The 10,525-nt window shown below is 65.9% G+C and carries 11 protein-coding genes; 2 read left to right on the forward strand and 9 right to left on the reverse strand.

Features of this window, described 5'->3' with window-relative positions; all coding sequences use genetic code 11:
* Positions 1 to 6: 6 nt before the first annotated feature.
* From ACLV74_RS22180 to ACLV74_RS22190, 3 genes are read right to left on the reverse strand one after another with little or no spacing between them, the layout of a single operon-like run.
* Positions 7 to 618 carry a c-type cytochrome gene (locus ACLV74_RS22180; protein WP_411881587.1) on the reverse strand — a complete coding sequence of 204 codons (612 nt, stop codon included), beginning with the start codon at positions 616 to 618 and terminating at the stop codon, positions 7 to 9.
* A gap of 17 nt (positions 619 to 635) precedes the next feature.
* Complete coding sequence (locus tag ACLV74_RS22185; protein WP_411881588.1) at positions 636 to 1,238, reverse strand: cbb3-type cytochrome c oxidase subunit II; 603 nt, start codon at positions 1,236 to 1,238, stop codon at positions 636 to 638.
* Positions 1,228 to 2,892: a cbb3-type cytochrome c oxidase subunit I gene (locus tag ACLV74_RS22190; RefSeq protein WP_411881598.1), complete on the reverse strand. Its 1,665-nt coding sequence runs from the start codon at positions 2,890 to 2,892 to the stop codon at positions 1,228 to 1,230. The genes ACLV74_RS22185 and ACLV74_RS22190 overlap by 11 nt, the downstream gene beginning before the upstream one ends.
* A 357-nt stretch (positions 2,893 to 3,249) precedes the next feature.
* Here ACLV74_RS22190 and ACLV74_RS22195 point away from each other — a divergent pair, with 357 nt between their 5' ends.
* Positions 3,250 to 4,521: an Nramp family divalent metal transporter gene (locus tag ACLV74_RS22195; RefSeq protein ID WP_411881589.1), complete on the forward strand. Its 1,272-nt coding sequence runs from the start codon at positions 3,250 to 3,252 to the stop codon at positions 4,519 to 4,521.
* A 176-nt stretch (positions 4,522 to 4,697) separates the two neighbouring features.
* Here ACLV74_RS22195 and hpaI read toward each other — a convergent pair whose 3' ends face one another.
* The 4 genes from hpaI to ACLV74_RS22215 all read right to left on the reverse strand — a co-directional run bounded on the left by hpaI (position 4,698) and on the right by ACLV74_RS22215 (position 8,338).
* Positions 4,698 to 5,468 carry a 4-hydroxy-2-oxoheptanedioate aldolase gene (hpaI, locus tag ACLV74_RS22200; RefSeq protein WP_411881590.1) on the reverse strand — a complete coding sequence of 257 codons (771 nt, stop codon included), beginning with the start codon at positions 5,466 to 5,468 and terminating at the stop codon, positions 4,698 to 4,700.
* Positions 5,469 to 5,611: 143 nt separating this feature from the next.
* Positions 5,612 to 6,394 (reverse strand): 2-oxo-hept-4-ene-1,7-dioate hydratase, encoded by a 783-nt coding sequence (gene hpaH / locus ACLV74_RS22205; RefSeq protein WP_411881591.1) that lies wholly within the window; start codon positions 6,392 to 6,394, stop codon positions 5,612 to 5,614.
* 32 nt (positions 6,395 to 6,426) lie between these two features.
* On the reverse strand, positions 6,427 to 7,296 hold the full coding sequence (locus ACLV74_RS22210) for a polysaccharide deacetylase family protein (protein ID WP_411881592.1): 870 nt from the start codon (positions 7,294 to 7,296) through the stop codon (positions 6,427 to 6,429).
* A gap of 25 nt (positions 7,297 to 7,321) precedes the next feature.
* Positions 7,322 to 8,338, reverse strand: coding sequence for a Bug family tripartite tricarboxylate transporter substrate binding protein (locus tag ACLV74_RS22215; protein WP_411881593.1), 1,017 nt, complete (start codon positions 8,336 to 8,338; stop codon positions 7,322 to 7,324).
* A gap of 109 nt (positions 8,339 to 8,447) precedes the next feature.
* Between ACLV74_RS22215 and ACLV74_RS22220 the strand changes: the two genes are divergently transcribed.
* Positions 8,448 to 9,332, forward strand: coding sequence for a LysR family transcriptional regulator (locus ACLV74_RS22220; protein WP_411881594.1), 885 nt, complete (start codon positions 8,448 to 8,450; stop codon positions 9,330 to 9,332).
* Positions 9,333 to 9,389: 57 nt separating this feature from the next.
* On the opposite strand, the gene ACLV74_RS22225 is transcribed toward ACLV74_RS22220, so the two are convergent.
* Positions 9,390 to 10,145 (reverse strand): SDR family oxidoreductase, encoded by a 756-nt coding sequence (locus tag ACLV74_RS22225; RefSeq protein WP_411881595.1) that lies wholly within the window; start codon positions 10,143 to 10,145, stop codon positions 9,390 to 9,392.
* A gap of 241 nt (positions 10,146 to 10,386) precedes the next feature.
* The coding region (locus ACLV74_RS22230) for an IS3 family transposase (protein WP_411878256.1) at positions 10,387 to 10,525 on the reverse strand (139 nt) is incomplete at its 5' end.

The raw sequence follows: 10,525 nt of genomic DNA on the forward strand, positions 1-10,525 counted from the left end.
GGCGATTCAGGAGGCTTTGGCCGTCAGCGCCTTGAGCTCGGCGCCGCCGTTGAAGGGCGCGGTGCGCGTGCCGGCCTTGCGTTCGGCTTCGAACAGTTCGGGCTTGATGGCGCCGGCCTTGTTGGACCATTCGGCGCGGATGTAACTCGCCACCGCGGCCAGTTCGGCATCGCTCAGCTGCGGGAAGGCCGGCATGGCGCCCTTGAAGGTGCTGCCCATGACGGTGATCTCGCCGGTGATGCCGTGCAGCAGGATGTTGGCCACGGTGCGTTCGTCGCCGGCCACCCATTCGGAGCCGTCCAGCGGCGGGAACACGCCCGGCAGCCCCTTGCCTGTGGCCTGGTGGCAGGCCGCGCAATTGGCGGTGAACAGCTGCTTGCCGTTGGCGGCTGTGCCGGCGCCCGGCGCCGGGCCCGACAGGTCGGCCAGCGTGCGCCTGTCGCCGAGGTCGGCGCGGCCGAAGGAGCCGGACAGCACGATGTAGCCCGCGCCCCACAGCACCAGGGCCGCCGCGCCGATCAGGAAGAGCAGCGGAATGGGCTGGCTTTTTTCGGAGGGCTCGGCCTGCTCGCGCTCCTGTGCCCGGCTCTCGGATGTCTTGTCGTTGTCGTTCAACATGGGATCACCTTGTGGGCTCAGGGCTTGGGGGCGGGCGGCAGCACCGGGTAGGTGTGGTTCAGGCCCTGCAGGTACTTGACCAGGTCCAGCGCCTGGGGCGTGGGCACCACCACCTGGCCCACGTTGGGCCCGTAGGCCGGCGGCAGGGCCACCGGCGTTTCGCCCTCGCTTTCGGCGTCTTTCGCGTCCTTGACGACGAAGAGGTAGGGGTAGGACGGCATGATGGAGCCGGGCACGTAGGCGCGCGGCTGGTACAGGTGGCCCAGGTGCCAGTCCTTGCTGGGCTGGCGCACCCCGATGTTGAACAGGTCAGGCCCGGTGCGCATGCTGCCCAGCAGGTGCGGCTTGTCGTAGAAATAATCGCCCGGCACCGAGGCCCGGCCCCAGCCGCGCTCCGCGTCGGGGCCGAAGTTGCGGTCGCGCGGCTGCTGGCTGTGGCAGTACACGCAGCCGTTGGCGATGTAGACCTCGCGCCCGCGCAACTGCGCGCTGGTGTAGCTTTTGAGTTGCGGCGGCGGCTTGATGTCGCGCACCTGCATGTAGGGCATGACCACGAGCGCTGCCGTGGCAACGCCCAGCGCCACCATGGCGCCTGATGCGAGCTTGACTTCATTTTCCATGCTGGGCTCCCAGTTCCGCGCCGCGCGCGTCGCCTTGCCAGAAGAGGGCGGCACCCGCGCGGCCCGGCCCGAAGCGCAGCGCCATGGCCAGGAAATGGCCGACGAACACCAGGTGGCTGAGCACCATCAGGCTGCCGCCTACGGAGCGCCATTGGAGGTAGGGCAGCGTGACTTCCACCGAGGCCATGAAGGGCTGCGCGGCGTCCAGCATGGCCACCCCCTGCAGCCAGCCGCCTATGGTGAGCCCGACGAAATAAATCATCGCCCCGACGGACGCCAGCCAGAAGTGCAGGGTGATCAGCTTCGGGTAAGGCCACTCCCAGTTCAGCACGCGGGGCATCATGAAATAGATGGCGCCGAACAGCACCATGGTGACGAAGGCGTAGGCGCCCAGGTGCGCGTGGGCCACCGTGAAATGGGTGAAGTGGGTGACCTGGTTGACGCTGCGCAGCGCCTCCAGCGAGCCCTGCAGCGAAGACGCCAGGTACATCAGCCCGCCGAACATCATGAAGCGCAGCGTGGGTGAGTACAGCGCCAGGTGCATGCGCCCCTTCAGCGTGGCGCCCATGTTGATGCTGAAGGCGATCACGGGAATCACCATCATGATGCTCTGCACGATGGACAGCGTGACCAGCCAGCCCGGCACCGGCCCGCCTATCAGGTGGTGGCCGCCGACCTGGCCGTAGAAAAACGCCAGCGTCCAGAAGCCCAGCAGCGAGAGGTTGTAGGAGCGTATCGGCCGGCCTATGACCTTGGGCAGGAAGTAGTAGATGGCGCCCACGCTGACCGGCGTGAACCACAGGCCCAGCACGTTGTGGCCGTACCACCAGTTGGTGGTGGCCTGCTGCACGCCGGTGTGCACGCCCGGCATCTTGCCGACCAGGAAGAGCAGGGCGATCCACAGCAGCGCCGCCGTCATGTACCAGACGCTGACGTAGAGGTGCGAGACCTTGCGGTTGACCAGGGTGTAGAGCACCGGCAGGATCACCAGCGCAAAGCCGGCGAACATGAAGATCGCGATCTGCCACGGGATCTCCAGGTACTCCATGCCGTCGTTCCAGCCGGTGGCGATGGCGCCTATGCCGCCGGCAATGCCCATGTTGATCAGCGCGCCGCCCAGCATGACCCAGATGGCGCCGTACAGCCGCGTGCGCAGCAGGCGCGGCAGCAGCCACACCACCATGCCCAGCGCGGCATTGGTGATCCAGCCGTAGAGCACACCGGTCAGGTGCACCGTGCGGATGCGGCCGAAGGTCAGCCAGGCGTAGTCGGTGAGCCAGTCGGGTTCATGCAGCTTGATGGACGAGACCAGGCCGGCCGCCGAGCCCACCACCAGCCACATGCAGGCAAAGGTGATGAACATGAAGACCGGAAAGGCGGTGGAGCGGTCGGAACTGATGCGGTCCAGCAGTTCGGCCGCATCGGCCGTGTGCGTCTGGATGCCGCCTTCTTTCACCGCGTTCTGCATGGAGGCCTGCGCGGCGCCCGGCAGGGCCGGGTCGTCCACCTGGCCGACTTCGCCGTGCGCGAAGATCACCGAGGCGGCTGTCGGGTTCTCGACCAGCAAGCCCTTGCGCAGCGACCAGATGAAGACAAACAGGCCGATGATGGACAGCAGGAAGGCGCCCAGCAGGCTGACGACGGCGCTGTCCATCATGCGGCTCCTTCAGGGGATGGATGACGCGTGGGGCGCGAGCGCCGTGCGGGGCGCTGCGCGGCATGTCCATTGCTGCGTGATGCAACTGTCATGAATCATTCCTCCGGTATTGAAGGGAAGTCCCCGCTTGCGCGGCGCTTCCTCTGGCGCCTGAGCCGCGGCGGGCGTTGGCCGCCGGCTGCGTGGGGCCATCCTACGCCTTTGCCCTTCCGCAGGCCAGCCCTGGTGCCGGAAACGCGGCCCCCTGCCGCGACTTCTGTAGTTTTTGTGCCTGTGGTTGCCGGCGCAGGCTCTTGCCTGAGGTCTTTGTACGAATTAAGTTTGGCCTCATCCGGCCGTGTTAGCCTCGCGCCCATGTTGAACCGCATCCCCTCCTTCCTGCGCCATGTCGGCCCAGGCGTTGTCACCGGCGCCGCCGATGACGACCCGTCGGGCATTGCCACCTACACGCAGGCGGGGGCACAGTTCGGCACCGGCCTGCTGTGGACGGTGTTTTTGTCGCTGCCCTTCATGATCGCCATCCAGCTGGTCAGCGCCCGCATAGGGCGTGTCACCGGCAAGGGCGTGGCGGCCAACCTGCGCGAGCACACGCCGCGCGCCTTTTTGATGGCCATGGTGTTCCTGCTGGTCATCGCCAACACCATCAACATCGCGGCCGACATCGCCGCCATGGGCGAGGCGCTGCAGCTGGTGGTGGGCGGCGGCGACCATTTCCATGCGGTCGCCTTCGGCGTCATCACCGTGCTGCTGCAGGTCTTTGTGCCCTACCGCAAGCTCGCGCCCATCCTCAAGTGGCTGACGCTGTTTCTGTTCTCTTACGTGATCGCCGTCTTCCTGGTGCAGGTGCAATGGGCGCAGGTGCTGCACGACCTGGTCGTTCCCAAGCTGCAGTGGACCTCGGGCTACTGGATGATGATCGTCGCCTTGCTGGGCACCACGATTTCGCCCTACCTGTTTTTCTGGCAGGCCTCGCAGGAAGTCGAAGAGCTGCGCCTCAAGGGCGCGGGGCATGGGTCGGAGCAGGAAGTTCGCCGCGACCTGCGCCGCGTCAAGCGCGACACCTACATCGGCATGTTTTTCTCCAATGCCATCGCCTTTTTCATCATGGTGCTGGGCGGGGCGGTGCTGTATGCGGCCGGCATCCACGACGTGACATCGGCCGCGCAGGCGGCGCAGGCCCTGCGGCCGCTGGCCGGCGACTTTGCCTTTGCGCTGTTTGCCGGCGGCATCATCGCCACCGGCCTGCTGGCCGTGCCGGTGCTGGCCTCGTCGGCCGCCTACGCCGTGGCCGAGGCCTTCGGCTGGCCCGAAGGCCTGGAGCGCCACTGGTACGAGGCCAAGCGCTTTTACGCCATCATCGTCATCGCCACCGTGGTCGGCACCGGCATGGACTTCACCAGCATAGACCCGATGAAGGCGCTTTACTGGAGCGCCGTGATCAACGGCGTGGTGGCCGTTCCCATCATGGCCGGCCTGATGCTGCTGGCCAGCCGCAAGTCGGTGATGGGAAAGTTCACCTCGGGCTTCAAGACCACCTGGTTCGGCTGGGGCGGGGTGGTGGTGATGGGGTTTGCGGTGTTGATGATGTTGCTGGATTTGTTCAGGCCGTTTGTTCAGGGCGGGTGACACGAGTCATCCTCTTTATCCCCTTCCCCGATTTAGCCCCTCTCCCTCTGGGAGAGGGTTAGGGTGAGGGCCGGCGGCGGATGAAACACCGCCGCCCCATGCTTGCGCAGCCAGCCCTCACCCTACCCCTCTCCCAGAGGGAGAGGGGAAAGACAAATGGAGAGGGAGAAACCGCTTCAGGCCTTGCCGCCGAAACGCTGCCGCAGCTGCGTGGTGGCCTTGGCCAGCAGCCCCACGTCCACGCCCACGGCGGTAAACGTGGTTCCCAGCGCGATGCAGCGCTGCGCAAACGCCTCGTCGCCGGTCAGGATGCCGGCAGGTTTGCCGCAGGCCGTGATGCGCTGGACGGCGTCTTCTATCTTTGCGACGACGGCCGGGTTGCCCGGCTCGCCGAGGAATCCCATATTGGCCGCCAGGTCGCCGGGGCCTATGAAGATGCCGTCCACACCGTCGACGGCCGCGATGGCTTCGAGGTTGTCCAGCGCTTCCAGGGTTTCAATCTGCACCAGCAGGCAGAGCTCGTCGCCGCAGGCCTTGGCGTAGTTGGGGATGCGGCCGAAGCGGGACGCGCGCGTCAGCGCCGAGACGCCGCGCATGCCGCCGCTGGGGTAGCGGATGCTCTGCGCGGCCTGCCGGGCTTCTTCGGCGTTTTGCACATAGGGAATCAGCAGGGTTTGCGCGCCTATGTCGAGGTAACGCTTGATCAGCACCGGGTCGTTCCAGGCCGGCCGCACCACGGCGGAGACCGGGTAGGGCGCAACGGCCTGCAACTGGGCCAGCACGTTGAGCACGTCGCTGGGCGAATGCTCGGTGTCCAGCAGCAGCCAGTCAAAGCCCGAGCCCGCCAGCAACTCGACGCCGTAGGGGCTGGAGAGCGTGCACCACAGGCCGATTTGCTGTTGGCCGGCGCGCAGCGCCTTCTTGAGTTGGTTGAGGGGCAAGTCCATGGTTCCGCCTTGTTGTGGGGTGGGTATGTCGTAAATCAGGAAACATACACCGTTTGGGCTGAGCTTGGCCTGTCCTGAGCCTGTCGAAGGGTCGAAGCCCTTCGACAGGCTCAGGGCGAACGGTAGTATGGATTGGCCGTTATTTAGCTGAAAGACACGCCGATAGAACCGAGCGGCCCGAAGTCCGCATGGATGGTGTCACCCGCCGCGACCGCCGTGGGCCGCGTGAACGAACCGGCCAGCAGGATGTGGCCGGGCTGCATGGTGATGCCGTGCAGCGCCAGCTTGTTGGCCAGCCAGACGATGCCCATGGCCGGGTGGCCCATGATGGCGGCGGAGACGCCCGATTCTTCAATGACGCCGTTCTTGGACAGGGTCGCGGCGACCCAGCGCAGGTCGATGTCCATGGGCCTGACGACGCGCCCGCCCGTCACCATGGCGGCGGCCGCCGCGTTGTCGGCGATGGTGTCGACGATGGCGCGCGGCACCTCGGTGCGGTAGTCGATGATTTCCAGCGCGGGCGTCACGTAGGCGGTGGCGTCCAGCACGTCGTAAATCGTCACGTGCTTGCCGCCCAGCGGCTTGCCCAGCACAAAGGCCAGTTCCACTTCCAGGCGCGGCGCATGGAAGCCGGCGGCCGGGATGCGCGCGCCGTCGGTGAACAGCATGTCGTCCATCAGCATGCCGTAGTCGGGCTCGGTCATCTTCGAGGCCATCTGCATGGCGCGCGAGGTCAGGCCTATCTTGTGGCCGACGATGCGCGCGCCCTGGGCGACCTTGCTGTCGGCCCAGAGTTTTTGCACGGCGTAGGCGTCTTCGATTTCCATCGCGGGCCAGGTCTGGCTGACCTGGCGTATCGGCTGGCGGGTGCGGCCGGCTTCGAGCAGTGCATCGGCGGCCTGCCGGCGTTCAGTCTCGGTGATCATGGGTGGGTGTTCCTGTCGATGGTGTTGCCGGCTCAGGCCGCAAAGCGCTGGATGAAGGGCGTTTCCTGCACGCCGTGCTCGTTGACCCAATGGGCCAGCTCGTCGTGGCGCGGCACCCAGACTTCGTCGTGGGCCAGCATGTAGGTCAGCAGCTTGTCCAGCTGCGCCGACATCAGCGGCCGGCCGCCGAAGTTGCCGTGCATGGTGATGTTGATCAGCGCGCCCGGCTCCTGCCGGTACAGGTAGTCGAACATGTCCTTGTAGCAGTGGTACCAATCGTCCGGCGCGCCGCGCAGCACGCGGTTGTCGGCATAGTCGCTGTGCGGAATCGCCACGATGCGGCCCGAACGCGTGGCCACCTGGTGCGGCTGGTCGATGTCGTTGTAGTCGCCGTGCCAGAGCAGCTTCTCCTCGCTCAGCAGGTCGGCCGTGCGCTCGGTAGTGGCGATGGTGGAACTGAGCCAGCCCGTGGGGCGCACGCCCGAGATTTCCTGCAGGATGCGCAGGCTCTTCTGGATCAGCGCGCGTTCGTCGGTTTCGTTGAGGCCGGACAGCACTTCGTCCTGCGCATAGTTGTGGCCGCCGAGTTCAAAGCCCGACTTCACGATGTGCTTGACCGTCTCCGGGAACAGCTCGGCCGAGCGCGCGTTCACGCAGACCGTGCCCGAGACGCCGTGGCGCTCGGCCACCCGCATCAGCCTGGCGATGCCGGAACGCCCGCCGTAGTTGGCCCAGAGGATGCCGGCGCGGTCGACTTCACCGGGCTTGGGCGGGCTGGTCATGGGCGAGTAGGGCGGCGCCTTGCCGACGGACCAGTTCTCCATCAGGAAGGTCAGCACGACGGTCATGCGGGGAAAGGCGGCGCCGGGCTTGCGCTTGGCGGTGGGGGCTTGGGTGTTCATTTTTTGATGGGCTTTCAGGGAAAAATCATTCAGGCTTGATGCCGGCTTTTTCGACGATGGACTTGTAGACCAGGGTGCTGTCGGCCAGCAGTTTGCTGAATTCTTCGGGCGTGGATTCGACGGCGTCATAACCGGCCTGCTGCAGCTGCGCCCTGACCTCAGGGATCTTCAGCACCTTCTGGACCTCGGCATTGATGCGCTGCACGATGGGCGCAGGGAGGCCGGCAGGCCCCATCAGGCCCACCCAGGTGTCGGGCACCGAGAAACCCGTGAGGCCGCCTTCGGCCAGCGTGGGGATGGTGGGGGCCGATTTGGAGCGGTGGCTTTCCACCACGCCCAGCGCGCGCAGCTTGCCCGACTGGATGTAGGGCAGCGTGTTTGACAGCACCAGCAGGCCCGAGTCGATCTGCGCGCCGACCACGTCGGTCAGGGCCGGTGCGCCGCCGCGGTAGCCCACGTGTGTGAGCGACAGCTTTTGCGAACTCGCCAGCAACAGGCCGGCCAGGTGCTGCGAGGTACCCGCGCCCGAAGTGGCGTACGACAGGCCCTTGGGCGAGGCCTTGGCCGCCGCGACAAAATCCGCCACCGTTTTGATCGGCGAGGAGGCCGGCACCACCAGTGTTTGCGGCGCGGTCGCCACGTGCGAAATCGCGGTGAAGTCCTTGACCGGGTCGTACTTCACGCCCTTGGTGAAGAACTGCACGGTCTGGTGCGGCGGGCCCAGGTTCATCAGCAGGGTGTAGCCGTCGGCCGGGGCCGCGGCCACGAAGGCGGAACCGATGGCGCCGCTCGCGCCCGCGCGGTTTTCAATGATGATGGGCTGGCCCAGCAGTTCGGTCAGCTTGGGCGTCAGGATGCGGGCCACCGTGTCGGCCGCGCCGCCCGCCGCGAAAGGCGCGATCAGCTTGATGGGCTTGGACGGGTAGGCCTGGGCCGCCGCGGGCTGGGCCCAGGCGGCCGACAGGGCCAGCGCCAGGGCGCCAAATTTCAGGCTATGGGAAAGCAGGCGGCGCCTGCCGGCGGCGGGAAGGGGAAAGGTCATGTTGTCTCCAGAAGCAGTCGTTATGGGTCAAATCCTAGGTCTCGCTGATCTTGCTGTCCAATGCATAATGAAGTCATTGGCTATACCTTTAAGGTAATCAAAGGGTTTTATGGATTTGCGCCAGCTGTCTTACTTTGTGGCCGTGGCCGAAGAGTTGAGCTTCAGCCGCGCCGCGGTGCGCGTGCACATCTCGCAGCCGCCGCTGAGCCGGCAGATCGCGAAGCTCGAGCAGGAACTGGGCGCGCAGCTGCTGGTGCGTTCCTCGCACGAGGTGGCGCTGACGCAGGCGGGCCAGGCCTTGCTGGAAGAAGCGCGCCGCCTGCTGGCGCTGTCGGCCGGTATTCCGGAAGTCGTGGGCCGCGCCGCCCGCGGCGAAACCGGCTCGCTGCGCATAGGCTTTGTCGGCTCGACCATCTATACCTCGGTGCCGGCGCTGCTGAGCCAGTACCGGCGGCTGTACCCGCACGTGGCGGTGTCGGTGCAGCAGCTCACGGTGGCACGGCAGACGGTGATGCTCAAGAACAGCGAGATCGACGTCGGCATCATCCGCCAGGCCGTCACCGAACCGTGGCTGGCCACGCGCAGCCTGTTCAAGGAAGCCTTCATGGCCGCGCTGCCGGCGCACCACCGGCTGGCGGGCCAGGACAAGGTCATGCTGCAGTCGCTGGCCGACGACGACTTCGTGTTCTTCAGCCGCAGCGAGGCGCCGGCCATCCATGAGCAGCTGCGCAAGATGTGCGAGGCCGCGGGCTTTTCACCGCGCATCGCGCAGGAGGCCTACCCGATGTCGACCGTGGTGGGCCTGGTGGCCGCCGGCGTCGGCATTGCCATCGTGCCCGAGTCCATGCACAGCCTGCAGATGCAGAACGTGGTCTACCGCAAGCTGGGCGGCACCAAGGCCAAGACCGAGTTCTTCCTCGCCTGGCATGTCGACAACAGTTCGCAGACGCTCAAGGGTTTCCTGGACATGAAGCCGCCTCCTGCCGCCTCCTGAAACAAAAAAAGCGGCCCCGGGGCCGCTTTTTCGCTGTGGATTTGGCAGCCCCGGGGCTTACCAGGGCAGGGCGTCACCCATATGGAAGAAGCCGCCGCTGGGGCCTGCCGCCGGCAGGGTGGCCAGCCGCACGCTGGTCTTGGCTCCGTCTTCCACATTCATGGGCGCCGAAGGGCCGCCCATCTCGGTGTGCACCCAGCCCGGGTGGGCCGAGTTGACTTTCACGCTGCTGTCCTTGAGCTCATAGGCCAGCTGCACGGTGAACGAGTTCAGCGCCGTCTTCGAGGTGTCGTAGGCGGCCGACTTCATTTCATAAATCGGCGAGGTCGGGTCGGACTGCAGCGTCAGCGAACCGAGGATGCTGGCCAGGTTGACGATGCGGCCGGCCGGGGCTTTTTTCAGCAGCGGCAGCAGCGCCTGCGTCAGTGCCACGGGGGCGAAGAAGTTCGTCTCCATGGTGTCGCGCAGCACTTTTTCGGGCAGGGTAGCCGCGGTGTAGGGACGGCTCACGCCGGGCTCGCCCTCCAGGTAAACGCCCGCATTGTTCACCAGGATGTCCAGCCGGCCGGCCCGTGCCTGGAAAAAGTCCACGGCCCTGGCACGGTCGGCCGGTTTGGTCGCATCGAACACGATGGACTCGGCCGTCACGCCGTCGGCCTTCAGTTTGGCGACGGCATCGATGCCCGCCTGTTCGCTGCGCACGCCGATCACCGGCAGGATGCCGAGCTTGCCCAGCTGTTTTGCGGTTTCAAAGCCCAGGCCGCGGTTGCCGCCGGTGATAAAGGCGATTTGGGTGTTCAAGGGTGTGCTCATGCTGTTCTCAATGCTTTCAAGGATTGTTGGGGTAAGTCCACTCGGCGCCGGCACGCGTTCAAAAGAAGGATGCACGGCCGGCTTGCCGTGCATGGCAACTGGGGCCGGGCTGCGGCTTCATAAGGGCGTGGTTTTTGAATTCACTGTTGCGGGTGGGCCAACAATGGCGTTTATCCCTCCCCCGATTTATTCCCTCTCCCCCTGAGAGAGGGCTAGGGTGAGGGCCAGCGGAGTGTGCTGGTCAAGTAATTTCGGACACCTCGATAAGGGCACGTTCGGCCATTTGTCGTTCATAGACATTGGGAGGCAGATAACCCAGGGTTGAGTGCAGGCGCCGGCTGTTGTAGAAGCCGACGATGTAGTCGGAGATGTCGGCGGCG

Origin of the sequence: Polaromonas sp. YR568 (genome assembly GCF_943369415.1) — a bacterium.
In the GTDB taxonomy this organism is placed as follows: domain Bacteria; phylum Pseudomonadota; class Gammaproteobacteria; order Burkholderiales; family Burkholderiaceae_C; genus Polaromonas.

What these genes read in the sequence shown, in the direction of transcription:
- ACLV74_RS22180 (WP_411881587.1), bottom strand. Translation starts at nt 618, where the DNA reads ATGTTGAACGACAACGACAAGACATCCGAGAGCCGGGCACAGGAGCGC.
- ACLV74_RS22185 (WP_411881588.1), bottom strand. Translation starts at nt 1,238, where the DNA reads ATGGAAAATGAAGTCAAGCTCGCATCAGGCGCCATGGTGGCGCTGGGC.
- ACLV74_RS22190 (WP_411881598.1), bottom strand. Translation starts at nt 2,892, where the DNA reads ATGGACAGCGCCGTCGTCAGCCTGCTGGGCGCCTTCCTGCTGTCCATC.
- ACLV74_RS22195 (WP_411881589.1), top strand. Translation starts at nt 3,250, where the DNA reads ATGTTGAACCGCATCCCCTCCTTCCTGCGCCATGTCGGCCCAGGCGTT.
- hpaI (WP_411881590.1), bottom strand. Translation starts at nt 5,468, where the DNA reads ATGGACTTGCCCCTCAACCAACTCAAGAAGGCGCTGCGCGCCGGCCAA.
- hpaH (WP_411881591.1), bottom strand. Translation starts at nt 6,394, where the DNA reads ATGATCACCGAGACTGAACGCCGGCAGGCCGCCGATGCACTGCTCGAA.
- ACLV74_RS22210 (WP_411881592.1), bottom strand. Translation starts at nt 7,296, where the DNA reads ATGAACACCCAAGCCCCCACCGCCAAGCGCAAGCCCGGCGCCGCCTTT.
- ACLV74_RS22215 (WP_411881593.1), bottom strand. Translation starts at nt 8,338, where the DNA reads ATGACCTTTCCCCTTCCCGCCGCCGGCAGGCGCCGCCTGCTTTCCCAT.
- ACLV74_RS22220 (WP_411881594.1), top strand. Translation starts at nt 8,448, where the DNA reads ATGGATTTGCGCCAGCTGTCTTACTTTGTGGCCGTGGCCGAAGAGTTG.
- ACLV74_RS22225 (WP_411881595.1), bottom strand. Translation starts at nt 10,145, where the DNA reads ATGAGCACACCCTTGAACACCCAAATCGCCTTTATCACCGGCGGCAAC.